The following is a 24,308-nucleotide window of genomic DNA, read 5'->3' on the forward strand; positions in this document are numbered from 1 at the left end:
ACATAAATTGTAGATTGTAATTACATATACTTTAAATATTAATAATAAATTTTAGGGGGAAAATACAAATGCAAAATAATCAGGTACAAGTAGGTGTTTCAGATGAATTTAATTATGATAATTTACCAATTAAATATGATATTACAACAGATGGTCATTTAGGACTATATGTTGAAGACTGTGCTAAAGCTTTAGGCGTGACCACAAAAAAGGTTTTAAAAGATAATAACGAAAGTATTACTGTGAGATATGATAGAGTCTATGAGGATTTAGTTAATATAGGTATTTTACGTTTTCAAGGAAGTTATAACAAAATATCTAATGAGCAAAAGAAAATAATAAGGAATACATTAAAAACGTTAAAAATAAGTGTTGAAGAATTTATACTATGGTGTAATAGGGTAAATACATTGAATAGTGATATGTTGATTCAAATATTAAATAATTATAAGTCGTCAAAAATTATAATTCCGAAACCACGAAAAGAAATACAATTTTTAGATAAACTTGAAGAAGTCCTCAAACCTTTTAATGTAAAAGGAATAAGGCAATATAAAATATTAAATTATAGAATTGACTATTATATACCAGGATTAAGAGTAGCTATAGAATATGATGAGAATAATCATAATAGATATACGTATGAGGCGCATGAATTGAGACAGAAACTAATAGAACATGAATTAAGCTGTAGATTTATTAGGGTAAGTGATGATCGAACTGATGAATACAATATAGGAATAATAATAAAGGAAATATTTGAGATATGAGATTAATTAAAAAATCTAACCATTTATTAACTACTAACTTTAATAATAAAGCTATAAATATAGTTACTCAAGAAGAAGTGGATAAATTGAGAAAAGATAAGATGTATTATGATACATTTATAAGAAGGCCTATAGAAGAATATTTAGAGAATAATAAAAAAATAGAATACATAGTTATCGCTGGAAAATATATAAAACATACATATTTTCTTTTAGATGATTCAGAAAAATTTTTACATATACTAAAAGAGTTAAGAATTGATAATGATGAGGTTTTGAATATAATGGAATAACTAACAAAGACACTATGGAAACAATGATAACTAATTGGTTTAATAGTTATCAAGTACAGAATTTAATTAATTAAGATAGGGATATTATAATCCCTATAATACATAGTAAAGAAGTTTATAAAATAGAATTTTTATGGAGAGTGAAATACATAAAATATTAAGAAATAAAATATAATTAATTATATTAAGAATGAGGTGATAAAATGGGTTTTAAAAGTGTGAAAAAGAATGAGAAAGATGAAATAATATTTGAAAATTTAGTTACAATCAAATGCAAGTATGCATGGAATCTAGGAGAGGAAGTAAAGTTACCTGAATTTGCTTCTTTTATGGTTACTTTGTGTAAAAAAGATGATGGAGCATTATATTATACTCTCTATCAAGGATTTGGAACTTATGAATATTATAAGTATAGAGAACTGGGGTTATTAGATAATCATAATAAGGAATACTTATTTCAGTCAAATTGGGGAAAGGCGATTAGTCTTTTTAGAGAAGATGAGTGGGAAGAAGTACAGAAATATATACCTTTAACACAAAAAATAAATGGTGAGATTAAGAGAATACCTATGTATACCTACAATGATGATGATAATTTATACGTAGTACCAATCAATTTAAGTTAAAAGTTTCGTGAAAATGCTTTAGAAAATCATAGGTTGATAAGAAGTATAAGTACCGCTCTATCGACTTATGGTTAATAATTCAATAAAATAATTGTTTTAAAGGAATATTAAAATAAATAATTCTATTAATTTAAGTAAAAGATTTCTAAAAGAAAAGACAGTTGAGTTAAATATTGTTAATAAGTTATAATAAAAGAAAAATTATAACAATTATGGAGGTTAGATAATGGAGTATAAAGTAAGTTTTATGAATTTAAAAGAAGAGTTTAATAAAGTTAATATAAAATGCATAGAAGGGACATGCATCATTCCTGATAATATACTTATTATTGAATTAAAATCATTAGATAAGTATATTGATTTACTTTTAGATTTAAAAGCAAAAAACGTATTTTATTCTTTACACTATTATGATGAGGAAGAATATTTTATTGATGAAGATTCTGTATTAGATGAGTATGGAGAAAAAGTACTTAATTTAGTTAAAGATAGAATAAGCGAGTATAATAATGAAATGGAGAGTTTTGATTTTGATACTCCATATAGAATAAATTTATATTTTATAAAAGATAATATTGTATATTTATTTTATATGGAAGATGATTGGTTGGAAGAATATGAAGTATTTACTGCCGATAGAGAAATAGAAACAATGATTGAAGATATAGAGCCAGAATTAGAAAGTATATTGGTTCAACATCAAAAAGATGTAGAAAATCTAGGTGAGGAACTGAAAAATTTAATATTGAATGATAAAGAGTTTAAACTTTGTACAAATCAGTCATCAAGAGGAGCTTATACAAGACAATTGATTAATTCTAGTAAATTTCAAAAGTATAGGACTTTCTTTGAATCAAAAACTGGACATTTTAGTTCAAGAGATTTATGTGATTTTATAGAGTTATTATGGAAGAAATTAAATGCTAAATAAGAATAGAATAGTAAATGATATAATAATTGAAGAGGTGATTTATATGGATAATAGATTATTATTATTGGGGAATGGGTTTAGTATGAATTTCGATTCTAGCTTTTGCAATGTTATGGATAGGCTATATGAAGCTCATAAAGAAGTGTTAATGAATGGAGTTGTAAAAGCAAAAGCTAATAAGAATTATAAAACTAAATTTGAAGAAAGCTATAACAGTGTTGTATCAGCTTTAAGAAGGGTAAACAAAGATAAATTATATAAAATATTAGAAGAAGGATTTGAGCTCGGACAAGCAATAATTCAAGATACAAACTTTATTAAAGAATTAAAAGAAACAGAGTATGTGACGGATTTAGAATTTGGAAATAGTCAATTAACTATGTTGGATAGCTTAATCAAGTCTTGGGAAAAATGTGGAATAAATAGGATAAACATAGAATATATATCAATTTTAGTATGGGCTTATTTTGCTGCTGGTGAAGAGAAAATTAAAGAATATGATATGCAATATAACGGATTCGTAAAATTGGTAAGGATAGGAGACTACCAAACCAAAAAGGTTTTGAAAGGAGATGCTATAGCTACAAGATTATTAGAGAATATAATGTTTAATGGAGTTACAACATATTTAAGAATGTTATTAGCAACAGCTATATTTAACAATGGTAAAGCTATAGCTGATAATGAGTTTGATAAGATCAATAAGATTAATTTAGATAAAATAAAAAATTACTTAAATGAATTTGATGTAATAATTACATTAAATTACGACAAGATTGTTGAAAATTTATTTAATATAAATAGTATTAAACACGTACATGGGGAATATAAAAGAAATAAAGAAGAATGTAATTATCAACTTTTAGGGCTAAAATATAAGGATTCTTTTATTAATTTTTCCGATATATTAGTTGGAGATTATATATACAATAAAACACAAAGAGCAATAGTTAATGGATTAAATGCAAAGCATACTCATAAGAACTATAAAACATGGAAAGAAATATTAGAAACAAAAATAAAAGAAAATAAAATTAATAATATAACAATTTTAGGATTAAGTTCCGATAATGATCAACATATATTTAGGGATATAATAACTAGATTACACCTTGAAAATATAGAAAATCCAGAAATAAATTATTGTTATTTTAATGAACAAGATAAAAAAAGCTTTATTGGTATGTATGATTCAATACAAACGTTTGGTGAAGAATTAAATAATTATGCAAAACAGATTAAGATTAATTATATTAAAACAAAGGATATATTAAAGAGAAATTTTCTTTGCTAGATAGGAATAAGTGTATAGCAGCTAAATATTTAGCTGCTATAAAACTTGAAATTTAAATAAAATATTTAAAAAATAATGTTGACAAATTAAAAGAGTAATAGTAAACTAATAATTGTTAAAGGGAAACGCAGTCAAATGCGAAGTAACAAAGGTTATAATCTTCCTTCTAAAAAGAGGTAATATCAAAATAAATAAAAAATAAAGATGAGGTGCTAAGTATGAAAGAAATTAAAATTGGTTCTAAGGAATGGAAGTTAAAAAGGAGAGCGGAAATACTAGAGAAACATAAAAGAAAATATACATATGATACTTTGTTCAATAGAAGTGTAAGAGTATAAGGAGCGAGAAAGATGAAAAATGAAATTAAATTATTACATATAAATAACTACATAGCTGACAATTATAGAAAGTTTGTAAAAGGTAAGGAGGGTGTAGGATATAGAGATATAAGAAAATATTTAACTAGAAATTTTATTTTAGGAAACCTTGATTTAAGAAGAAGTAATGACATTTATCAATTAAGAAGATATGGTAACTTATCAATTCTTGTTAATGTAAAAAAAGGTATGGTAATTGATATTTATAATAAAAAAGGTGGAAAGCATGGTTACATAAATACTAGAGAAAAAGAAGATTTAAATAAGCTTTTAGAAATAGGTGATGAATATGAAAAGTAAGAGTTTTGATGAATTAGGAATAAAAAAAATAGATATAGAGGGTTATTCAGGATATTATGTTTCTAGTAAAGGAAAAGTATTTAGTACAAATAACGGAGGATTTAAGAAATTAAGACCTTTTAAAATAGGAAAATATCGTAATTATCTAGCAGTTAGATTATATAAAGATAAAAAAGGAAAGGATTATAAAGTTCATAGATTAGTAGGAATGTATTTCATACCAAATCCTAAAAATTTACCACAAATAAATCATATAGATGGAAATACCTTTAATAATAGTGTAGAAAATTTAGAATGGTGTACCAATGGAGAAAATCAATTACATGCATGGGCTTTCGGATTAAATCACAGGACTTCAAATAATACAAGTCCAACAGATGTAAGTTTCATGAGTATAACTAAAGTATCTAAGCCAATAGTTCAATTTGATAACGATTATAATTTTATAGATATTTATGGTAGTTTAGCATCATGTAAAAATATAGCCAATTACTCATCAATAAATAAATGTTGTAATTATGAAACTTTTCATGCAAATAATTATAAATGGAGATATATAAATGAATGCAATATTAGAAATAAAATAATAGTTATATCAGGGAAAAGTGCAAGTGGAAAAAATTTTATATTAGAACAATGCAAGCAAAAATTTAATATGAATGAATTGATATCATATACAACAAGACCATTAAGAGAAGGTGAAAAAGAAGGAAAAGAGTATTATTTTATATCAGAAGATGAAATTAAAGTTAAAGGATTAAATGGTGAGTTATTAGAAATTAGAGAATATAAAACAGCATTCGGAAAGTGGTATTACGGATTATGTGTAAAAGAATTAAAAAAGAACAATCCGATTTGCATATTAGATAATAAAGGATTAAAAGAATTAGAAAAAAAGATAGGCAAACAGAATATTGTTTCAATATTTATTGATGTAAAAGATAAAATAAGATTAGATAGATCTTTAAATAGAGAAAATATAAATGAATTAAAAAAACAGGAGATTATTAGAAGATTAGAAGCAGATAATAAAGATTTTTCTTCTGAAATAATTAATAAAAACTATGATTATATAATGCAAAATAACAATATAGAAGATTTACATAAGATACTACAATTAATTGAGAGTATAAGTAAAAAGAATAAAAAGGATGGTGAGTTATTTGCTCCACAAAAATATAGAGATGGTGAGTTTAAATATAAAAATAAATATTTTTATAGATACAAAGATTTATGTGAATATTTAAATATACCAGCTGCAAAGCTCCAATATTATAGAAAGAAGAAAAAATATGATATAGATAAGGCGATTAAGATGTGCATTAAAAAGGAGATATCTTAAAGTGAAGAAAAAATATAAATTAATAGAAGTTATAGAGATAATGACAGAAGAGCAGGGAGAAAGGTTTCAAAGAGTAAATGATGAAAACTTTATTGTATATAGAGATGAGATAGGTAGATTGATGTGTAAAGTTAAAGATAATCCAGGTAGAACATTAAATTTATTTAACTATATGCAAGATCTATGGATTATGAAAGAGGAGTGATAATATGCTATTTGGGTTAACATTTATAAGTTTATCAATACTAATAATTCGGTTCTTAGGAGTGATATTTGAAGAAGAGAAGCTGCAGTTTAAAACATATGTAGTAGTGATAGCAAGTATAGTATTTTCAGTAACATTTCTTATACATATATATAATTTATTTTGCATTATAATAAAATAAATAAAAAACAAATGAGGTGTTAGAGATGCATATGGATGAGAAAAAAATTATATTAGGACTATTTAGAAGTTTATGGAGAAAGAAGGAATTACAAAATGAGCAAAGTAGATCAATGGAATAATTATAAGAATTTCTGTAAGAAGAATGGGTTAAAAGAAAATAATTTTAATAGTATGAAGAAATGGGTACAAAATGATATTAATTGCTAGAATTATTTCTATAATTTTCTTGCTATAATAAGGTTGGCATTATAAAGAAAAGCAACTTTAGAGGAGTATTTAGTGATGAAATGTAAGATTAGTTTAAATAACATTAAGAAAATAAGAAAATCTAAGCATATTACACAAACAAAATTAAGTATTGAAACAGGAATAAGTCAAGCTGAAATAAGCTATTTAGAAAATGATAAAGATACAAGTGCAAAATTAGAACAGGTTGAAAAGATTGCAGAAGCATTGCATGTATGTCCGTTTGATTTAATGAACTGTGATTGTAAAGAAGGCAGACAGTGTAGAAAAGATGGAAAAGACGATAAATGCAGAGAATGCAAAAGAAGAAAGAGAAGATTAATAGAAGAGAGGACATGATATTATGAAAAGTATAGTTAAAATAATTAAAAACATACAGAATACAAGTTCCACAAATGATAAACTTTCTATATTGAAGACTAATAAAGATAATGAATTATTAAAAAAAGTGCTTTACTTTACGTATAACCCTTATATGAAATATAAAATAACTGAAAAAAGCTTAGGAGAAGGGAGGAGTAGGAATGATTATGATATTTTTAGTTTAATGGATCTATTATCAAAAAGTAATATTAATGATAATCTTAGAGATTTAACTAATAGCTTTTTAACAATGCAACAGGATGAGGAATTAAAAGAATTATATACTATGATGTTATTAAAAGATCTAAGATGTAATATAAGCGCTAAAACAATTAATAAAGTCTGGAAGGATTTAATACCTCAATTTAATGTAATGTTGGCATCTAAATATTGGGATAGTGTAGATAAGGTAAATGGTAAGGAATTTATAATTACTACGAAACTCGATGGAGGAAGAATGGTCGCTTGGAAAGAAAATGGAATACTTAAAGCATTTACTAGACAAGGAAAAGAAATAGAAGGATTATTAGAAATAGAGCAAGAGTTTAAATACATACCAGATGGAGTTGTATTAGATGGAGAAATACTTTTAAAAAATGATAAGAATTTAGAATCAAAAGATTTATACAGAGCGACCATGAAAGAAGTTAGAAAAGATGGAGAAAAAAATAATTTAATATTTAATGTTTTTGATATATTACCATTAGAAGACTTCAAGCAAGGTAAATGTAAAACTAAATGCATAGATAGAAAAAATCAATTACATGAACTTGTAGAGAAAAATAATTTTAATAATATAATAGAAGTTAAACCTTTATATATAGGTAAAGATATAGAAGAAATAACAAAATTCTTAAACAATGCTATTAATAATGGAGAGGAAGGTGTAATGGTAAATCTGTCAAATGCAGCTTATGAGTGTAAAAGAACTAAAACAATTTTAAAGGTTAAAGTTATGCAAACTTGTGACTTGAAAATTATAGGTTTTGAAGAAGGTACAGGTAAATACAAAGAATCATTAGGATCTTTAGTAGTAGATTATAAAGGTAATAGATTAGGTGTTGGATCTGGATTTAGTGATTCTGATAGGGAATATATATGGAATAATAGAGGTGAATTTTTAGGAAGAATTGTTGAAACGCAATATTTTGAAGAAACTCAAAATCAAAATGGTGGGCTAGGATTAAGATTTCCAGTATTTAAGCAGATTAGGGAGGTGGGAAAAGAAGTTAGTTATGAATAGAATTGGTTTTAGATACACTTTAAAAAGTTAGTTTTAATTACTAAGTTCGCAATATGAGGAGATTGCGAACTAGTTAAGAAAATTTGTTCTTTGAAAATTAAATAATACGGTATTTACAAAATATGTTACAATTAACTTATAATAGTTATATATGATGAATTAATTTATGGGGGGTTAAAATTGAGAAGTAAAGTAGTTAAAATAATCTTATCGTGTACTATTTTATTATTATTTTATATAGGATTTGATATTTATGCTCATTCAACTATTGAAAGAGTTATAAGAACAGACCTATTTTTAAAAGGTCATTTTATAGAAGCATTTAAGACAGAGATTTCTGAACTACCAATTGCTGATAAACAATATGGTACACTATACATTTGTAATAATCCTGCTATAGGTCCAGACCATTATGATATAGACTATAAGTATATTTACTTTGGGAAGGTAAAGTATTGGTATATTAATTGGGCAGGAACTGGTGGAGGCTAAGGTATAATACGGAATATTAAATTGTTATGTAATAAATGGGAGAGCTTTTAATGAGAAAATTTATAGATATATCTATTAGTTTTGTTTTATTTATTTGGAGTTGTTTAAATTGGTTATATGCAACAAGAATCACAAGTGATATAAAGGTCTTTTATTCATTAAAAGAAATAATAATTTATATGTTAATTATTATTTTATATTTAACTATTCAAGTTTTTTATATTAATAAAAGTAGACTTCACTTTTTTAATATTTTATTATTAAGTTTACCAACAATAATTTGGTTTGTTATTTTAAAAAATTCATTAAGCATTGATGGATTTTTTAAATATGATGGGATAGCTTATACATCTGGATTTATTGTTATGGTAGTAGTATTACTTTATAATTTTTACAAAATAATATCAAATAATAGTACAAAATCTTAAATTATTACAAATATAAAATTAAATATTAATTATTAAAATACCGTATTATTCAAATAGAATATACGGTATTTTTTAGTTTGCAATAGCAAGAAAATAGGAGGCGAATAAATGATTATAGAAGGAACAGAAGTAAAGTTAGTTAATGCAAGTATTTATATAAAGAAAGCAATTTTAGAGGTGAAGAATATACCTTGTGAATGCACCAATGATGATTATTGCTGGAGATGTTGTTTGCTTGATGATTTAAAAAATCAAAGAAGTTGTATAGATGAAGAAATATCAGAAAGGTTTACTTAGTTCGCAATAGGCAGAAATTATAAAGATGATAGGTATTTAAAAGATTAAATTTAATTACTATATATTATAATGGTATAATATGTAATATAAATTTAAAAAAGGAGCTGATTTAATATGAGTAATGATATAAGAAAGGATTTAAGTAATTCTGCTGGTGACTATGCGCACTCTGGTGCTAAAGCATTGATAGGTGCTATTCCTGGAATTGGAGGTGCATTATCTGAAACATTTGATTTAGTTATATCTTCACCTTTAAGTAAAAGAAGAGATGAATGGATTATTAGAATTTGCGAACAATTAATGACTTTAGAAGAAAGAGTAGATGGATTTAAGCTGGAAAATTTAAAGGACAATGAATTATTTACTACAATAGTACTTAATGCAAGTCAAATTGCAATGAGGACACATCAAGAACAAAAGAAGGTTGCATTATGTAATGCTTGTATAAATACCGCATTGGATATAAAAATAGACGAAAATAAGCAGCTCATATTCTTAAATTATATTAATGAATTAACAGAATGTGATCTAAGACTTTTATATTTCTTTGAGAATCCATTAAAAAGGTTTGAAGAAAAAGGATTACAAACCAATTCAGGGTATTTAGGAGGAAGTATATCGCAAGAATTATATAGATATTATCCAGATTTACAAAGTGAAAAGAATTTTATAAATGAAAGAGTAAAATATTTATATAATAATAGGCTGTTAGACATAGAGAATTTAAATACTATGATGAGTGGATCTGGAATATATGCATCAAGATTAACAGAATTAGGACAAGAGTTCATGAAATATATTTTATTAAACGATAATATACGTAATTATTAATATGTAGTTTGTTAAGATGTTGTATAAAGTATGACATCTTAACAAACATAATATTTATATAAAATCAGAGATTTAATTAAATAAATTTAAAATAATAAATACAAAATAAGAAAAGGAAAGTGATTTATGCAGCAATTAAAAAAAATAATTAATCAAATGACAAAATATGAAAAAGTGGGGACATTAATATTTATACTATTACTATTGATAGTTCAATTAACAACTGATGGCACTCTATTAGGATTTATTACAGGAGTGCTGGGTATATTCTATGTAATATTAGTCAGAATGGGATCAAAGTGGTGTTATCCACTATGTATTATACAAATATCAATGTACATATTTATAGCTTTAAATAGTAAGTTTTATGGTGATGTAACTCTTAATGCTATAAACTTTATATTGCAGTTTATAGGATGGTATAATTGGAGCAAAAGAGAAGACGAGAATGGTATAGTAGAGCCTAGAGCATTAAGAACAACACAATTATTATTTGTTACTTTATGCTGGTTTAGTGTTTGGATAATTGGTACATATCTATTACATCTGTTAGGTGGAAATACACCTTATTTGGATTCATTTGCGACCGTAACTAGTGTTACTGCTATGTTATTAAGTATTAATTCTTATAAGGATCAGTGGAACTTTTGGTGTTTACATAATTTAATTGCATGTATAATGTGGATGTTAGCCATCTTCAGAGGAGAGACTAATGCTATTTCTATGTTTATTATGATGTTTGCATATTTGTGTAATAGCTTATTGGGGTATAAGAATTGGAATAATTTATATAAGAAATATAGAAATAATTAAAATATAATGTTGACTTTGGCAAATATAAGAGTATAATAAGAATTGTGAATTGGGGAAAATAATTCCTCTTCTCACAATAATAAAATAAATAAAAAGGAGATATGTAAAATGGAAAAGAGACTTTATTTAGCGGGTGGAATTATGTCAAGAGGAGAGATTCTTGCAAGAGAAGAAGAATATAATAAACTTCAATCTTTGGGTTTGGATTTTGATATATATTCACCAGTAAAGAATAAATCAATTAATGATAAATCAAATGTTACTGAGGAAGAAAATAATAAATTGAGCGAGAAAATAGTTAAAGCAGATATGGAAAGACTTTGGAGTTCGGATTTAGTAATTGCAGAATATCAGCCTTACGCATTAGGTACAATATCAGAAATAGCTATTTTATATATGATGAAACAATTTAAAGATAAGTTAGATGAAATCTTAAAAAAATCTCATTCAGCAGATGAGGTGATGAATGAGATAGTTTATTTAAGAAATTTATGTGATAAAGATGTAAGAATACATAGTAGCGATATAAGAAATACAGATATACCAGAAATAGGCTTTAAGAGAAGTCATAGTTATAATCAATTTTGTTTAGGATTAATTGAAGATGTAACAAAAGGAAAATCAATTCAAGATCTTAATATTATAATTAAAGAAGTAGAGAAGGAATATGAAAATAATTACTAAATAATATATTAAATATTATTTAGTAAAAAGACATCAATATTGATTGAAATGAGAAATACTATATAGTAAATATGGATTTACACTGAAAATATATCCCCAGGGGATATGGGATTCAAGAAAATAAATTACAAAAAATAATAATATTATTACATATACACCTAAATGCGTAACGCATTTTTGAAAAATGAAATTATTAATAGTTTTTTTGTAATTATATATTGACTAAGGAAAAAGATGGATGTAATATGTATATGTAACCAACATAAGAAAAAATAAGGAGATTAAGAATGATAAATTTAAAATCTATAACAAAGGTTCAAACAAAAAATGTTAGCTTAAGATTACCAGAACAGACCAATGATATAGCAGACTGTTTATGTGAAAAAATAAATGAAATAGCAGCAAAAAATTATAGTGATACCACTATAACAAAACCTGTATTATTAAGAGAATTGATTGACTATTGTATATATAGTAATGCTCCGATTTTAGAAATATATGATAAAAAATATACTATCCAAGATATCCTGACATACAATGATTCAGACAAGGTAATAACAGAATTCAATGATAGAGAAGTTGAAAGTATTGTTGATTTATTTAGTAAGGAGCTATTGAAGGAATTTTTAATTGAAACAACATTATATGTATGTATTGAAACAATGAAGAATATACGAAAGATAGATATAAAGAAAGCAATAGATGAAGAAGTAATAGAGAATTATGAGAATGCATTAGAATGTATATCAATCTATTATAATGATATTTCAAAAAATAAATCTAAATTAAGGAATAATAATAATGTAGTTATATTGTTTAGGGATATTTATGAGTTAGTAGATAATTATTGTCTCAATGTTGAAGACATGGAAGAATTATTTATACAAAATTTTAAAGATAATTATTACCAATATGAAAAGTTATTATTATTATATTATTATAAACCTAGTACATATAATATATGTATAAATCAATTTGATATCATTATAGAGAATTGGCTTAGGTTTTGTGAATTTTATGAATTGAAAAACACAAAAGGGGAATTAATAGAAGTCGAAACTTTCGAAGAATTTTTGAAAAAAGTTGAAGAAAAAATTGGGGAGAGTTTTGAAAAATAATTAAAATTAAAAATATTAACATAATATATATGCTTCATTTATGAAGCATATAGAACACTAAAGAAAAGATAAAGAAAGAAGATGTTAAAGTGGGTTATGAAATAATAAATGCTGAAAGATTTTTTAAAGAAAAACAAGGACAAGTATTAAAAATTCGAGAGATGAAAAGGGCTAAAGGTGAAACAATACTAACACCTGTCTATGAGCTTACGTTAGAGAAATTAATACAGCAAATAAATATTCTTAGAAAAAAAAGTAAAATAGGTACTTTTGACTTGCAAGTTAAAAGCATGAAAGAAAGATTCTTAGTAGAAGTTATGTATTTTGATAAAAATAAAGGCTTCATACATATAAATATTTGGACTATTGAAAAATAGATATATAGAAATCATAAAACAAATAAAAGTTTAATCCTGAACGAGAGTTGATGATTGTCAATATTCGTTCAAGATTAATAAAATAAATAAAAAAATAATAATAAAGATGTATACAGAATGAAAAAATTTAAGAGAATAATAAAAAAATAAATCTAGATGAAGGAGTTATGGATACTGGAAGAGATAATCTAATTATAAAAGATGCTGTGAATAAAATCATAGATAGTATAGAATGGGGAGGTAATTATCAAATAACGGTAGGGACTTTTGATTTTAATGGATTGAATTATGAGACTAAGATATTAGTTGATTATATGGAAGAGGTTGAAGATAAAATAGAACTAGAACAAAATAAGATTCAAAGGGGAAATAAAAAAGATATAAATAATAATAAAATTATAGCCTATGTTGATGGAAGTTTTGATAAAGATAAAAAGTTATGTGGGAGTTGAGTTGACTTTTTAACGTAATTAAGATATGAGAAACCATTAGATAATATTGTACTTTTGTAACAGAGGATAGATATAATATGTGGAATATCCAAGGAGAATGTGAAGTCTGTTTACGTGCAATTAAGTATGCTATAGATCTAAGATATAATAAAATCACTATTTATTACGACTATCAGGGAATAGAACCATGGGTAAAGAAAGTAGGTAATAAAAGAGAATGGAAGGCAAAGAATGATTATACAAAGGGTTATGTAAAGAAATTTGATGAATTATCTGAGAAGATAAAAATCGAATTTGTAAAAGTTAAAGGTCATTCAAAAGATAAGTGGAATGATGAAGCAGATAGATTAGCCAAGGCTAGTTTAGGAAAGTAGGGACTACTATGGATGTATTTGTATATGAGTATGATGTGAGACCAATGTTTATTTTTTCTGAGGATAAACGAAAAATAAAAGTTTTTACAGACTCTAGTGATTTTATATCTTGTGTAAAATCAAAACAAAATAAAGAAATCTTTAATGAAAGGTGTTACATAGGTGAAGTGAAAGAAATAAATAAAGATAGTATCTTAAATCCTTTTAAGAATAGGTTTTTATAAAAGTAACATTTTAAAATAAATAATAAATTATAGGAGGATTAGTATGAGTGTAGATTACTATGCATGTGAAAGATGTGGAGATACATATTGTGATTGTGGAAATTATGTAAGTTGTGAGGGGTGTGGAATAAGTTGGTGTTCTGATGAATGTGCAGAAGCAGATGGATACATAAAAGAGAAGTGTAAATTAGGATTAGAAGTATGCGAACAATGTCTACAGGATGATAAAGAGGATTGCATCAGAAAAGATCAAGCCGATGAAGATAAATATATTAATTGTTGTGGTTGTGAGAATTATATTTCAGAAAGCTGTAAATATTGCAGGAATGAAGATTATAAAGATGATGAATTATTAGATATAGCTATGAAGTATATAGAGTGCGATAGACAGTTCTTAATAGATTTAAAGAATAAAGAGAATGATTAGGAAGGTATCTTACCAATGAAGAGGAATAAATTATTACATATTAGTATATTTAATAGGATTAAATATAAAATAGCTGATATTAAGCAAAAATACTATATACAAAGAGATATTAGAAAAGGCAATGAAGATTGGAACTATTCAGCACCTCATGGGGCTGGAAGAATATTAAGTAGAGGGAAGGCTAAAGAAAGAGTATCTTTAGATGAATTTAAAAAGTTTATGGAAGGAATATGGAGTACAAGCGTATGTGAAAGTACAATAGATGAAAGTCCAATGAGTTATAAACCAATAGAATATATTTTAGATAATATTGGTGAAACGATAGAAATTATTGATATAATTAAACCAGTATATAATTTAAAATCAAGTATGTAGGAGGAGATAAGGAATGAGAATTGTAACAATAACAGATGAAAAACATAGAAAGGTATATGAATTACCAGAAAATAATAATTTAGCAGATAGACCAAATGCCTTTATTAATTTTGTAAGTTTTTTATGTAAAAAATATAAGTTAAACCTATCAAAGATAGCTAAAACTAATGCTGATGAAAGAAATCTAGGAGTGGAATTACTAGATGATAAAATAATAATACAATTTTTCTATGAGTATGATATAAATACTTTAGAATTAGTGTTAGGAGTAGATTTTGACGAAGAATTACAGAAACAAATTGAGTGTGACATATGGAAGTATATAAAAACCGTTGAATTTAAAAAAGGGGAAGAGGTCTCCGATGATTTTGGAGAAGATTATATACTACAAGAAGATGTTAAGGTGACAAAAACTTTAACAAGCTATAGAGCTATAAGGATTAGTGATAATACAGAATGTAAAGTTTATGGAGGACATATATATCCTAAAATGAGATAATACTATAAGCCATTGTTTTTGCCAATGGCTTTAAAAACAAGATTTTAATATAATAAATAAAAAAAGTATATATAATTAATTTAAAATATAGTTAATTTAAGTTAAGAATACAGAAATTATTTCTAGTATTTGGTATAATAAATTTAGTAATTACAAAGGAGGATAATAATAAAAGTTATTTGTGGGAATTGGAGAAGAATAGAATTTATCCAGGGATATATTAATAAAAATAAGAATAAAGGAATCATGATTGTTGATATAACTGGAGATAAATTATATAAACTTATGGAAAATGTAAAATGCAGATATTTTGAATCTGGTGATGGTGATGTAGAAGAGGTTATATTAGAATTAGAAGAATTTCCTTATAAGATAGATGAAATAATATTATTGACTAATGAGTCTATAGAAAAAGCTAAGTATTTTAAAAGAAAATTTAAAAATTTACATATTGATGTAGCAATAAGTTTATTGAGTAATACTGGTATGAGGTTAGATCCATACATTGTGGAGATATAGTATATTTAAATTCTAAGTTTTATTAAATTTATAAATTAAAATATTTATAAGGGGGATAAAAGTGTTACACAAAAGATTAAAACAAGTAATAAATGTAGCTTTAGTTGCATGTTCAATACTTGGAGCAGTTGTACTTGGAGGTTGTAGCGAGAAAACTAAACAGCCAACAAAAGCACAAGCACAAGAATTTGCAGATAAGGCAAATGAAGCAATTGCTGGTATGAAAAGTCATAATTCAGATGGAACGTACGAATTAAAAACATATGATAAGCAACCACCTAATACAGTTAAAGCTACAATGGTTAGAGATGTTGATGGAGATACTATTGTTGTAAAAGATAATGGTGGTGAAAAGAAGATAAGGTTTCTATTAGTGGATACTCCAGAGACAGTAAAACCAGAAACACCTGTACAGCCATTTGGAGAAAAAGCAAAAGATTTTACAAAACAGGCTTTACCCAAGGATTCAGATATTTATGTGGAATATGGAAAATCAAAATCAGATAAATATGGAAGGTGTTTAGGTTTCATTTATTATAAAAATAAGAATACTGGAAAATGGACTATGCTAAATGAGGAATTAGTTGCAAAGGGTTTAGCAAGAGTAGGTTATATTTATAAAGATAAAGAACATTTACAAGATTTAGATAGAGCACAAGATTATGCTAAAGAAGAAAAATTAAATATTTGGAGTAAAGCAGGATATGTAACTAATAAAGGTTATAACCCAGAAGTATTTAAGAATTAGGTGATTTTAGATGAGAACATTTAATAGATATACTAGCAGATAATATAAGTAGTTTGTTTTGTATCATAACAGATTCTATAAGATTTAGTAAATCTAAAAGGAAAGAGAAGAAGAGAAAAAAAACATGTAAGTCTAAATTTTTTTAGAAAATATGGCTATATGATTTTATATAATAAATATCAAAAGATATAAAGTAGGAGAGATAAATAAAATGGGATTTTTTAGTTTAAAAGGAGTTTGTGATGTCTGTGGAAAGGAGTATGGATTTAATAAATTCAAATATAAAGATGGATATTTATGTCCAGAGTGCAATAAGAAAGTTTTAAAAAGATTAAAACATACTTCATTTAAAGTTACAATCGCAGAGGTAAAAGAAATAATGGAAAGCCTAGGTGAGCAATCAAATAGATGTGATGCTTGTGGAAAAGAGTTGGGAGCATTTTATAATAAATGTGCTGATGGGATAGTTTGTGGTACTTGTGCGAATATTGGTGTAAAGAAATTAGGAAAGACTTCATCAAAAGTATCATTAGCAGAATTAGCACCTTTTGTAGATGCTGAAAAACTATATCAAGAACATCTTCAAGAATTTACACCTACGAAAAAAATAGGAAGTTTTTTAGAAGTTGACGAAAATAAAGGAGAATGGTTAGTTCCAGATGGATTTTTCGGTGGAAAGAAGCATCCTAGAATATTTAAATTCAAAGATATAGTAAACTATGAATTATTAGTTAATGAAAGTAGTGTAGCTTCTGGCGGTGTAGGTAGGGCAATTGCAGGTGGTGTTCTATTTGGAGCTACTGGTGCAATAGTTGGAGGGGTTACAGGTAAGAAGCGTTCAAAAAATGTAATAGATTCTATGAAGATAAAAATTACAGTGGATGACTTACAATATCCAGTTGTGTATATTAATATTATAAGTAGTTCAACTAAGACAGATTCTATTCTATATAAACCACTAGAGAAACAAGCACAAGAATGTTTGTCTGTTTTAGATTTATTAGTAAATAAGTTCGCAAAGAATCAAGTATCAAATATACAAGATGATGGTAATAAGGATTTTATGTTCTGTAAAGAATGTGGAACAAAGATACCTAGAGACTCTAAATTCTGTAGTAATTGTGGAGAAAAAATTTAAATAAATTATATTGATTTCTCTTAAGTTTATGGTTAATTCTAAAAGTTTAAGAGAAATCAATATAATAAATATATGGACTCCATAAGGAAATGAGGTGATTATACTACTACAACACATATAATTTTATGATAAACGGAGGATAAGATCGATGAAAAATATAATTAATAAAATAAATACAAAAGAATATAACTTTTTAAGTGAGAATGAACATTTAGGAGATAACATTATACTATTGACATTGGGCGGATCTCACGCTTATGGTACAAATGTTGAAGGAAGTGATTTAGATATTAGGGGTATAGCTGTGGAAAGACCTAAAGAAATTATAGGATTATCTTCTTTTGAACAATTTGAAAATAGGGAAACTGATACAGTTATATATGGATTAAGAAAAGTAATATCGCTTATGCAAAATTGTAATCCTAATGTTATAGAAATGCTTGGGACAAAGGATAATCAATTAATTATATGTAATAAGTATGGTAACTTAATTAGAGATAATTTAGATTTATTTTTATCTAAAAAAGCAATTCATAGTTTTGGTGGATATGCAACTGCGCAATTAAGAAGATTACAAAATGCTTTGGCTAGAGATAGTTATCCTCAGGAGGAAAAAGAAAAGCATATATTAGATAGTATAAAAAATCAACTAAATAGCATAGAAGATAGATATAAAAACCTTGAGAATGGAAACTTAAAATTATTTTTAGACAAGTCAGATAAAGAAGATATGGATCAAGAAATTTTTATGTCAATTAATATAAGTGATTATCCATTAAGAGATTTTAAAAATATTTATTCAGAAATGAATAATATAGTTAAAGATTATGGTAAATTAAATCATAGGAACTCTAAAAAGGATGAATTACATTTAAATAAACATGCTATGCATTTAATTAGACTTCTTATTATGGGAAAGGAAATATTAGAAGGTAAAGGAGTTAATACTTATAGAGGAAAAGAAAAAGATATGTTACTAGATATTAGATCAGGTAAATATACATATAATGAAATCTTTGAAATGGTTGATAAATATGATTCTGAATTTAAATATGCTGCTGAAAATACTAATTTACCTGAAAAGCCTAATTATAAAAAGATAGAAGAACTAGTTATGCAAATTAATAAGGAAGTGATTTTAAATGCAGATTAATATACCTACAGATGTAGAATTTATTATAAAAAAATTGCAAAATAATAATAAAAAGGCTTTTGTTGTAGGTGGCTGCGTAAGAGATAGCATTTTGGGAAGAGTACCTAAAGATTGGGATATTTGTACTAATGCTACACCAGAAGAGGTAATAAAGTTATTTAATAAAACTATACCTACAGGATTAAAACATGGGACTATCACTGTTATGATAAATAACGAGGGGTATGAAGTTGCAACCTTTAGAATAGAAGATGATTATGATGATAGCAGACATCCAAATAAAGTTGAATTTGTAGATGATATAGTAAAAGATTTATCCAGGAGAGATTTAACAATAAATTCTATGGCTTATAATTATGAAGATGGTTTAATAGATCCTTTTAATGGTTATATAGATATACTAAATAAGTTTATTAGAGCGGTTGGTGATCCTGATAAAAGATTTAATGAAGATGCATTAAGAATGTTAAGAGCAATTAGATTTTCAGCTCAATTAGGGTTTAAAATAGATGAAGAAACTAGAAACTCTATAAGAAAATTTAGTGATAAAATAAAGTATATATCTGTAGAGAGGATCAGATGTGAGCTAGAGAAGATAATTATGTCTGATGCTTATAAAATAGATGATTTGGTTTCTTTAGGATTATTGAAATATATAATACCAGAATTATGTGAATGCATAGATTTTAATCAAGACAATCCATATCATTGTTTTAATGTATATAAACATATAATAAATACGGTTTATTCTATAGATAAAGAACCTCATTTAAAGTTAACTATGTTATTACATGATATATGTAAGCCACAGTGCAAAACTATAGACGAAAATGGAATAGGTCATTTCTATGGACACGCTGAATTATCTAGTGAAAAAGCAAAAGATATATTAAAGAGATTAAAGTATGATAATGAAACAATAAATAAAGTAACTACGCTTGTTAAATATCATGATAGACAGATAGGCAAAAAGAAATCTATAAGGAAATTGTTAAGCGAAATAGGAGAAGATAATTTTAAAGATTTATTAAAAATAAAGCGTGCTGATATATTTGGTCAAAATAAAGAATATCTTAATGTTAGATTAGATGAACTAGCTGAGATTAGGCTTAAATTAGATGAGGTTATAGAGCAGCAAGAATGTTTTACTATTAAAGATTTAGCAATAAACGGAAGAGATTTAATAGATTTAGGAGTTGCAGAAGGTAAAGAGATAGGAGAATATTTAAATTGCTGCTTAGAAAGAGTGTTAGAAGATCCTAATTTAAATAATAAAAGTGATTTGATTAAGGCATGTAACAATAAATTATCTTAATTAAAAAAGACTGATGAATTAATTACATCAGTCTTTTTTGTGGTGTAAAATTACCTATCTAGAAGGCTACATTTTAACAGTAAATGTGTATTTCAATTATTTACTGAATACAATAAAAATATACAATTAATAAAATACTTAGAATTTTTATATTAAATATATTTTGTTGCATATATATTTAATATAAAAAGAACTAAATATATTTTTAAATATAGATATTATAATATATAGGTTAAATATGGTATAATATTAATTAGTAAAGGCTTAAAATTTAGGTGTATATTATATATCTATTATCAGAATGATCTATTGTTCCTCTCTCTTCTCGATATTATGGGGATTGAATGGTAAAAATAAAAGAGAGGAGAAAACAATGGATAAGAAAATAATCAACGTGTTAAATTTGTTTAACATAAAAGGATTTATGTTTATGGCTGCAGTAATGATATTTGTAGTTATAATAATCCTGATTAATAAAAATAAAGAAAATATAGATATAGAAATTGAGTTCTTTAAAATTTTTAAGTTCAAATATAGTACTTTAAATAAGAAAAAGAATAAAAAAAACAATGCTTAAAGGCCAATCTAAGCATTGAATATGAAAATATACATTTTTTAAATTTTATCGAGAAGAGAATAAATCATTCAATCCCTTCCTTTACTTAATTATATATCAAATAAATAGTTTTGTATAGATATTACGTGTTATATTAGTATTATTAACAAAATTATTAAATATATTCCGAGGTGTAATATGGATTTTAAGAATTTTTCATTCTCAAATAAAAAAACTACAGGTATATCTGTGATAAGAATTCTAATAGCCTTTTTATTAATGTTCTATGCTATATCCTATAAAAGTTATGCTATAGGAGTTGTATCAGTAATTATTTCAGGACTATCTATATCAATAAGAGAAAATTAGAGACCTATAGAGGTCTTTTTTTATTTAGAAATTTAGTTAAATCTACGATTTTAAGTATAGTAAAAAGAACTGATACAATAATAAAGTATCAGTTCAGGTGAGATTTGTTTAAGAATCTATATCTTTAGGGAGAGATCCAATTCTAGATTGTGTGTCTAAATTATAGACATGTTATACATATTATATACAGGATTATAAAATAATATTGATTCATAAGCGAACTTATGTTCTAGTTAGAGTAGAATAAAGAACAGTTAAGTAGAGGAATTCATGAATGGATCTAAAAAAGTATGGAATAATTAAATTGGAATATAAAAGAAATTTAGAGGGAAGTATAAATAGAATTATTGAGTACAAATCAAGTGATAGTATTTTTTATAAATGCTGCTAGTAATACCCCTTACAATGTTATAAATATTAGTAATATGATAGATAAGAGTTATTTAAGTGGTAGAAATATAGAGTATATAGTTGATAATAACGAGATCAGACCAATTGGTATTATTAATGGTAATAGTAATTATATGAGATTTTATATAGTAAATGATGATGAAGTACTTGTTGATAGTATTATTAATACAATAGAAAAAGATATTTTAATAAAGTTAAGTCTTATAGAGAATTAAATTTCATACATTAATAAAATACTGAGAAATCATTTAACGTTTGTTATTGCATTTTCATATAATGAAATTGTATATAATATTTTGTTAAAGGAGAAAAAATATCATGAAAATTAAAAAGATAGGTGCAATTATAGTATCTATTTTAGCAGTGTTTATAGTTGCTGGCTGCAGTAACCAATCATCGACTCCATCAAAAGAAAACGTTGAAATTAATAATTCAGAAACAAAAGAAGAAGCAAAAACTCCTCCTATTTTAATTGATGATATCAATTTAGATATTTCAATTAAAAAGCCTAATAGTATTGGAACAGTATATATGGATGCTGTATTAACTAATAATACAGATAAACCTATCAAATTTTGTAATATTACAGTATTATTAAAAGATAAAAATGAGAAAACATATCTTACATTTACAGATACAATAATGCAAAAAGAAAAGAGTGGTAAGACAGAATCTTTTGCACCCAAAACGGGAAAGAAAGAAGATATTGAAATATTAAAATATGAGTTTACAATACGTGGAGATGATGGAGAAGATATATATTTAGAATATGATACTAAATTAAAGGAGTATAGTTGGAATTAAATAATAAGAGCTGATTATATATTGATAAACAAAAGATAAAGCTTTATAAAATTAAATTATAAAATAATTAAAAAATAATATTGACTTTTGAATAATATGAATATATAATAATAAATGTATCAAGGATGTAACATAATAAATTACTTCCAAGCTACACTGAAAGGAGTAAAACAATTGAATAAATTAAAATTAACTTGTAAGGATTTTATTTCAGTAAATCACTATATGGGATATAGAGCAGTAGGTAGACGAGTCATGGCATACAAACCAAAAGAAACAAAGGGATTTGAAAAAAGATTTGGTGAGTATGTTAAAGAGGAAATAAAGAAACAAGAGTGGATTAAACCTAACAGCGGATTTATTATAATGGATGCTACGTTTTATTTTCCAAGAATTGATATGGATTGCAATAACTATTGGAAAGTATTACTTGATATACTAACAACAGTTAATGTATGGCAAGATGATAATATAGTTATGGAACACGTTAATAGAATTTATTATGATAATAAAAACCCAAGAATAGAAATTGAAATTTATCCTTCTGAGACAGTAGGGATTTTTGATAGTAAAGAAGAGTATGACACATTTAAAGAAAGATGTACAAGTTGTACTAGATTCAAAAGAAATTGTTCTATACATAACAAAACATTAGAATCAAGAATTCAAGAATATATTATAAAGGAAGAAGGTAAATGGGAATGTAGTAAATATAAAAAATTTAAATAAGAAAATAAATAAAAAATAAGTGGGGTATAAAGCGGATATGAATCATAATGAAATTAAAAATTTAAACTCCAAGGATACTGACATTAAGAATATAGAATTTATCTTTGAAAATAATGAGAGTACTAAAGTACCTAAGTCATCAATAAAACATTTTAGTATTGTTGATGGAGATTTAAAATGCAATGTAGTTTTGAATAGTGATATTGAGTATGAGGATATTTCAAGAAGATGCAAAACGCCTTTAGAAAGAATAAACTCTTTAAATGATATAACGCAATTGAAGATTACAACGATGAACAATGAAGAACTTGAAATCAATATTGGTTGGTATGATAGAGAAGCAGATAACCCATATTACATGCCAATGAATAATGAACTTCAAACGTCAAAAATGCTTAGTTGGAATGAAATAGAATTAAACATATTAGATAACAAAATACATAGAGCAGTAACTTAAAATAGAAATTTAATAATAAGTATATGTGGATAAGAATTAGATTGAAGAAGGTTTTAGAGAAGTATTTAAATAAATAAAAAGAAAAACATTAATTTTTCAATGTTTTTCTTTTTATTATTATTTCTTTATGAAATATCTTACAGATACAAATATAATTGCAAATATAATACACTCTAATTCAAGTAAAGAATTCATTATATTATAAAAACTATTCTTATTAAATAATAAAAGTATAGAAATTAAAATTAAAATAATACTTCCAAGTATAATCCAAATTAAGCTACAGATTTTATTTTTGTTAATATTCAAATCTATTGATTCATTTCTAGCTTCAGATATACCTGTAAAAAACATTATGAGTGGAACAAACAAGGTAGATACTTTATTGATTCTCTTATATAAATTAAATTTATATAATGTTCCTATAAGAATCATTAAAATTGGTATAGTTATACAAGAAATAAAAACGAATATATTCATGTAAATAACCTCCTTTAAATTCTTATTTTATAAATATTATAATACAAACTTAATTGGATGTATAT

Annotated in this window: 36 protein-coding genes; 35 read left to right on the top strand and 1 reads right to left on the bottom strand. The window is 25.2% G+C overall.

What is annotated here, in order from left to right:
• Positions 1–68: 68 nt before the first annotated feature.
• The 35 genes from JOC62_RS16545 (at position 69) to JOC62_RS16715 (ending at position 23,763) form a co-directional block, all read left to right on the top strand.
• Positions 69–770 carry a hypothetical protein gene (locus tag JOC62_RS16545; RefSeq protein WP_204596403.1) on the top strand — a complete coding sequence of 234 codons (702 nt, stop codon included), beginning with the start codon at positions 69–71 and terminating at the stop codon, positions 768–770.
• Positions 767–1,063, top strand: coding sequence for a hypothetical protein (locus JOC62_RS16550; protein WP_204596404.1), 297 nt, complete (start codon positions 767–769; stop codon positions 1,061–1,063). Before JOC62_RS16545 ends, JOC62_RS16550 begins: the two co-directional genes overlap by 4 nt.
• A gap of 203 nt (positions 1,064–1,266) precedes the next feature.
• Positions 1,267–1,689 carry a hypothetical protein gene (locus JOC62_RS16555; RefSeq protein ID WP_204596405.1) on the top strand — a complete coding sequence of 141 codons (423 nt, stop codon included), beginning with the start codon at positions 1,267–1,269 and terminating at the stop codon, positions 1,687–1,689.
• A gap of 226 nt (positions 1,690–1,915) precedes the next feature.
• Entirely contained in the window at positions 1,916–2,620 is a 705-nt protein-coding gene (locus tag JOC62_RS16560; protein WP_204596406.1) for a hypothetical protein, read from the top strand.
• Entirely contained in the window at positions 2,610–3,914 is a 1,305-nt protein-coding gene (locus tag JOC62_RS16565; protein WP_204596407.1) for a hypothetical protein, read from the top strand. The genes JOC62_RS16560 and JOC62_RS16565 overlap by 11 nt, the downstream gene beginning before the upstream one ends.
• Before the next feature lie 350 nt (positions 3,915–4,264).
• A complete protein-coding gene (locus tag JOC62_RS16570; protein WP_204596408.1) occupies positions 4,265–4,591 on the top strand; it encodes a hypothetical protein in 327 nt (108 codons plus the stop codon).
• Complete coding sequence (locus JOC62_RS16575) at positions 4,581–5,933, top strand: HNH endonuclease (RefSeq protein WP_204596409.1); 1,353 nt, start codon at positions 4,581–4,583, stop codon at positions 5,931–5,933. The genes JOC62_RS16570 and JOC62_RS16575 overlap by 11 nt, the downstream gene beginning before the upstream one ends.
• Position 5,934: 1 nt before the next feature.
• Positions 5,935–6,138: a hypothetical protein gene (locus JOC62_RS16580; RefSeq protein WP_204596410.1), complete on the top strand. Its 204-nt coding sequence runs from the start codon at positions 5,935–5,937 to the stop codon at positions 6,136–6,138.
• Between the two features lie 465 nt (positions 6,139–6,603).
• Complete coding sequence (locus tag JOC62_RS16585) at positions 6,604–6,906, top strand: helix-turn-helix domain-containing protein (protein WP_204596411.1); 303 nt, start codon at positions 6,604–6,606, stop codon at positions 6,904–6,906.
• 4 nt (positions 6,907–6,910) lie between these two features.
• The gene (locus tag JOC62_RS16590) at positions 6,911–8,173 is read left to right on the top strand and encodes an ATP-dependent DNA ligase (protein ID WP_204596412.1); all 1,263 of its coding nucleotides are present in this window, start codon (positions 6,911–6,913) and stop codon (positions 8,171–8,173) included.
• A gap of 180 nt (positions 8,174–8,353) precedes the next feature.
• Positions 8,354–8,665 carry a hypothetical protein gene (locus JOC62_RS16595; RefSeq protein ID WP_207758207.1) on the top strand — a complete coding sequence of 104 codons (312 nt, stop codon included), beginning with the start codon at positions 8,354–8,356 and terminating at the stop codon, positions 8,663–8,665.
• 50 nt (positions 8,666–8,715) lie between these two features.
• Positions 8,716–9,093: a hypothetical protein gene (locus JOC62_RS16600; protein ID WP_204596413.1), complete on the top strand. Its 378-nt coding sequence runs from the start codon at positions 8,716–8,718 to the stop codon at positions 9,091–9,093.
• A gap of 108 nt (positions 9,094–9,201) precedes the next feature.
• Entirely contained in the window at positions 9,202–9,390 is a 189-nt protein-coding gene (locus tag JOC62_RS16605; protein ID WP_204596414.1) for a hypothetical protein, read from the top strand.
• Positions 9,391–9,504: 114 nt separating this feature from the next.
• Positions 9,505–10,221: a hypothetical protein gene (locus JOC62_RS16610; RefSeq protein WP_204596415.1), complete on the top strand. Its 717-nt coding sequence runs from the start codon at positions 9,505–9,507 to the stop codon at positions 10,219–10,221.
• A gap of 126 nt (positions 10,222–10,347) precedes the next feature.
• On the top strand, positions 10,348–11,034 hold the full coding sequence (pnuC, locus tag JOC62_RS16615; RefSeq protein ID WP_204596416.1) for a nicotinamide riboside transporter PnuC: 687 nt from the start codon (positions 10,348–10,350) through the stop codon (positions 11,032–11,034).
• 108 nt (positions 11,035–11,142) lie between these two features.
• The gene (locus JOC62_RS16620; RefSeq protein ID WP_204596417.1) at positions 11,143–11,718 is read left to right on the top strand and encodes a hypothetical protein; all 576 of its coding nucleotides are present in this window, start codon (positions 11,143–11,145) and stop codon (positions 11,716–11,718) included.
• A gap of 287 nt (positions 11,719–12,005) precedes the next feature.
• Positions 12,006–12,836 (top strand): hypothetical protein, encoded by an 831-nt coding sequence (locus tag JOC62_RS16625; protein ID WP_204596418.1) that lies wholly within the window; start codon positions 12,006–12,008, stop codon positions 12,834–12,836.
• Positions 12,837–12,925: 89 nt separating this feature from the next.
• Complete coding sequence (locus JOC62_RS16630; protein WP_204596419.1) at positions 12,926–13,213, top strand: hypothetical protein; 288 nt, start codon at positions 12,926–12,928, stop codon at positions 13,211–13,213.
• Positions 13,214–13,380: 167 nt separating this feature from the next.
• Entirely contained in the window at positions 13,381–13,665 is a 285-nt protein-coding gene (locus tag JOC62_RS16635) for a hypothetical protein (RefSeq protein WP_204596420.1), read from the top strand.
• A gap of 77 nt (positions 13,666–13,742) precedes the next feature.
• Positions 13,743–14,039: an RNase H family protein gene (locus JOC62_RS16640; RefSeq protein WP_204596421.1), complete on the top strand. Its 297-nt coding sequence runs from the start codon at positions 13,743–13,745 to the stop codon at positions 14,037–14,039.
• An 8-nt stretch (positions 14,040–14,047) separates the two neighbouring features.
• A complete protein-coding gene (locus tag JOC62_RS16645) occupies positions 14,048–14,263 on the top strand; it encodes a hypothetical protein (protein WP_204596422.1) in 216 nt (71 codons plus the stop codon).
• Between the two features lie 43 nt (positions 14,264–14,306).
• Positions 14,307–14,690 carry a hypothetical protein gene (locus JOC62_RS16650; protein WP_204596423.1) on the top strand — a complete coding sequence of 128 codons (384 nt, stop codon included), beginning with the start codon at positions 14,307–14,309 and terminating at the stop codon, positions 14,688–14,690.
• Positions 14,691–14,705: 15 nt separating this feature from the next.
• Positions 14,706–15,065 carry an RtcB family protein gene (locus tag JOC62_RS16655; protein WP_204596424.1) on the top strand — a complete coding sequence of 120 codons (360 nt, stop codon included), beginning with the start codon at positions 14,706–14,708 and terminating at the stop codon, positions 15,063–15,065.
• A 13-nt stretch (positions 15,066–15,078) separates the two neighbouring features.
• On the top strand, positions 15,079–15,564 hold the full coding sequence (locus JOC62_RS16660; RefSeq protein WP_204596425.1) for a hypothetical protein: 486 nt from the start codon (positions 15,079–15,081) through the stop codon (positions 15,562–15,564).
• Between the two features lie 246 nt (positions 15,565–15,810).
• A complete protein-coding gene (locus JOC62_RS16665) occupies positions 15,811–16,083 on the top strand; it encodes a hypothetical protein (protein ID WP_204596426.1) in 273 nt (90 codons plus the stop codon).
• A 61-nt stretch (positions 16,084–16,144) separates the two neighbouring features.
• The gene (locus JOC62_RS16670; protein ID WP_204596427.1) at positions 16,145–16,831 is read left to right on the top strand and encodes a thermonuclease family protein; all 687 of its coding nucleotides are present in this window, start codon (positions 16,145–16,147) and stop codon (positions 16,829–16,831) included.
• Between the two features lie 211 nt (positions 16,832–17,042).
• Complete coding sequence (locus tag JOC62_RS16675) at positions 17,043–17,969, top strand: DUF4428 domain-containing protein (protein WP_204596440.1); 927 nt, start codon at positions 17,043–17,045, stop codon at positions 17,967–17,969.
• A 148-nt stretch (positions 17,970–18,117) separates the two neighbouring features.
• Positions 18,118–19,122: a nucleotidyltransferase domain-containing protein gene (locus JOC62_RS16680; RefSeq protein ID WP_204596428.1), complete on the top strand. Its 1,005-nt coding sequence runs from the start codon at positions 18,118–18,120 to the stop codon at positions 19,120–19,122.
• Entirely contained in the window at positions 19,112–20,437 is a 1,326-nt protein-coding gene (locus JOC62_RS16685; protein ID WP_204596429.1) for a CCA tRNA nucleotidyltransferase, read from the top strand. The genes JOC62_RS16680 and JOC62_RS16685 overlap by 11 nt, the downstream gene beginning before the upstream one ends.
• Positions 20,438–20,810: 373 nt before the next feature.
• Positions 20,811–21,014, top strand: coding sequence for a hypothetical protein (locus tag JOC62_RS16690; protein ID WP_204596430.1), 204 nt, complete (start codon positions 20,811–20,813; stop codon positions 21,012–21,014).
• A 177-nt stretch (positions 21,015–21,191) separates the two neighbouring features.
• On the top strand, positions 21,192–21,362 hold the full coding sequence (locus JOC62_RS16695; protein ID WP_204596431.1) for a hypothetical protein: 171 nt from the start codon (positions 21,192–21,194) through the stop codon (positions 21,360–21,362).
• 362 nt (positions 21,363–21,724) lie between these two features.
• The gene (locus tag JOC62_RS16700) at positions 21,725–21,988 is read left to right on the top strand and encodes a hypothetical protein (protein WP_204596432.1); all 264 of its coding nucleotides are present in this window, start codon (positions 21,725–21,727) and stop codon (positions 21,986–21,988) included.
• Positions 21,989–22,091: 103 nt separating this feature from the next.
• Positions 22,092–22,577 (top strand): hypothetical protein, encoded by a 486-nt coding sequence (locus JOC62_RS16705; RefSeq protein WP_204596433.1) that lies wholly within the window; start codon positions 22,092–22,094, stop codon positions 22,575–22,577.
• Between the two features lie 174 nt (positions 22,578–22,751).
• Complete coding sequence (locus JOC62_RS16710) at positions 22,752–23,306, top strand: RusA family crossover junction endodeoxyribonuclease (protein ID WP_204596434.1); 555 nt, start codon at positions 22,752–22,754, stop codon at positions 23,304–23,306.
• A gap of 37 nt (positions 23,307–23,343) precedes the next feature.
• Positions 23,344–23,763 (top strand): hypothetical protein, encoded by a 420-nt coding sequence (locus JOC62_RS16715; RefSeq protein ID WP_204596435.1) that lies wholly within the window; start codon positions 23,344–23,346, stop codon positions 23,761–23,763.
• A 117-nt stretch (positions 23,764–23,880) separates the two neighbouring features.
• Here the strand turns inward: JOC62_RS16715 and JOC62_RS16720 are convergent, their stop codons facing one another.
• Entirely contained in the window at positions 23,881–24,243 is a 363-nt protein-coding gene (locus JOC62_RS16720; RefSeq protein ID WP_204596436.1) for a hypothetical protein, read from the bottom strand.
• Positions 24,244–24,308 lie beyond the last annotated feature (65 nt).

The sequence above is a fragment of the Clostridium sardiniense genome, from assembly GCF_016907995.1.
Classification (GTDB): domain Bacteria; phylum Bacillota; class Clostridia; order Clostridiales; family Clostridiaceae; genus Clostridium; species Clostridium sardiniense.

What these genes read in the sequence shown, in the direction of transcription:
- JOC62_RS16675 (WP_204596440.1), top strand. Translation starts at nt 17,043, where the DNA reads ATGGGATTTTTTAGTTTAAAAGGAGTTTGTGATGTCTGTGGAAAGGAG.
- JOC62_RS16650 (WP_204596423.1), top strand. Translation starts at nt 14,307, where the DNA reads ATGAGTGTAGATTACTATGCATGTGAAAGATGTGGAGATACATATTGT.
- JOC62_RS16715 (WP_204596435.1), top strand. Translation starts at nt 23,344, where the DNA reads ATGAATCATAATGAAATTAAAAATTTAAACTCCAAGGATACTGACATT.
- JOC62_RS16570 (WP_204596408.1), top strand. Translation starts at nt 4,265, where the DNA reads ATGAAAAATGAAATTAAATTATTACATATAAATAACTACATAGCTGAC.
- pnuC (WP_204596416.1), top strand. Translation starts at nt 10,348, where the DNA reads ATGCAGCAATTAAAAAAAATAATTAATCAAATGACAAAATATGAAAAA.
- JOC62_RS16660 (WP_204596425.1), top strand. Translation starts at nt 15,079, where the DNA reads ATGAGAATTGTAACAATAACAGATGAAAAACATAGAAAGGTATATGAA.
- JOC62_RS16550 (WP_204596404.1), top strand. Translation starts at nt 767, where the DNA reads ATGAGATTAATTAAAAAATCTAACCATTTATTAACTACTAACTTTAAT.
- JOC62_RS16545 (WP_204596403.1), top strand. Translation starts at nt 69, where the DNA reads ATGCAAAATAATCAGGTACAAGTAGGTGTTTCAGATGAATTTAATTAT.
- JOC62_RS16685 (WP_204596429.1), top strand. Translation starts at nt 19,112, where the DNA reads ATGCAGATTAATATACCTACAGATGTAGAATTTATTATAAAAAAATTG.
- JOC62_RS16680 (WP_204596428.1), top strand. Translation starts at nt 18,118, where the DNA reads ATGAAAAATATAATTAATAAAATAAATACAAAAGAATATAACTTTTTA.
- JOC62_RS16640 (WP_204596421.1), top strand. Translation starts at nt 13,743, where the DNA reads ATGTGGAATATCCAAGGAGAATGTGAAGTCTGTTTACGTGCAATTAAG.
- JOC62_RS16665 (WP_204596426.1), top strand. Translation starts at nt 15,811, where the DNA reads ATGATTGTTGATATAACTGGAGATAAATTATATAAACTTATGGAAAAT.
- JOC62_RS16575 (WP_204596409.1), top strand. Translation starts at nt 4,581, where the DNA reads ATGAAAAGTAAGAGTTTTGATGAATTAGGAATAAAAAAAATAGATATA.
- JOC62_RS16635 (WP_204596420.1), top strand. Translation starts at nt 13,381, where the DNA reads ATGGATACTGGAAGAGATAATCTAATTATAAAAGATGCTGTGAATAAA.
- JOC62_RS16695 (WP_204596431.1), top strand. Translation starts at nt 21,192, where the DNA reads ATGGATTTTAAGAATTTTTCATTCTCAAATAAAAAAACTACAGGTATA.
- JOC62_RS16690 (WP_204596430.1), top strand. Translation starts at nt 20,811, where the DNA reads ATGGATAAGAAAATAATCAACGTGTTAAATTTGTTTAACATAAAAGGA.
- JOC62_RS16565 (WP_204596407.1), top strand. Translation starts at nt 2,610, where the DNA reads ATGCTAAATAAGAATAGAATAGTAAATGATATAATAATTGAAGAGGTG.
- JOC62_RS16555 (WP_204596405.1), top strand. Translation starts at nt 1,267, where the DNA reads ATGGGTTTTAAAAGTGTGAAAAAGAATGAGAAAGATGAAATAATATTT.
- JOC62_RS16625 (WP_204596418.1), top strand. Translation starts at nt 12,006, where the DNA reads ATGATAAATTTAAAATCTATAACAAAGGTTCAAACAAAAAATGTTAGC.
- JOC62_RS16585 (WP_204596411.1), top strand. Translation starts at nt 6,604, where the DNA reads ATGAAATGTAAGATTAGTTTAAATAACATTAAGAAAATAAGAAAATCT.
- JOC62_RS16645 (WP_204596422.1), top strand. Translation starts at nt 14,048, where the DNA reads ATGGATGTATTTGTATATGAGTATGATGTGAGACCAATGTTTATTTTT.
- JOC62_RS16705 (WP_204596433.1), top strand. Translation starts at nt 22,092, where the DNA reads ATGAAAATTAAAAAGATAGGTGCAATTATAGTATCTATTTTAGCAGTG.
- JOC62_RS16610 (WP_204596415.1), top strand. Translation starts at nt 9,505, where the DNA reads ATGAGTAATGATATAAGAAAGGATTTAAGTAATTCTGCTGGTGACTAT.
- JOC62_RS16720 (WP_204596436.1), bottom strand. Translation starts at nt 24,243, where the DNA reads ATGAATATATTCGTTTTTATTTCTTGTATAACTATACCAATTTTAATG.
- JOC62_RS16655 (WP_204596424.1), top strand. Translation starts at nt 14,706, where the DNA reads ATGAAGAGGAATAAATTATTACATATTAGTATATTTAATAGGATTAAA.
- JOC62_RS16605 (WP_204596414.1), top strand. Translation starts at nt 9,202, where the DNA reads ATGATTATAGAAGGAACAGAAGTAAAGTTAGTTAATGCAAGTATTTAT.
- JOC62_RS16590 (WP_204596412.1), top strand. Translation starts at nt 6,911, where the DNA reads ATGAAAAGTATAGTTAAAATAATTAAAAACATACAGAATACAAGTTCC.
- JOC62_RS16620 (WP_204596417.1), top strand. Translation starts at nt 11,143, where the DNA reads ATGGAAAAGAGACTTTATTTAGCGGGTGGAATTATGTCAAGAGGAGAG.
- JOC62_RS16560 (WP_204596406.1), top strand. Translation starts at nt 1,916, where the DNA reads ATGGAGTATAAAGTAAGTTTTATGAATTTAAAAGAAGAGTTTAATAAA.
- JOC62_RS16600 (WP_204596413.1), top strand. Translation starts at nt 8,716, where the DNA reads ATGAGAAAATTTATAGATATATCTATTAGTTTTGTTTTATTTATTTGG.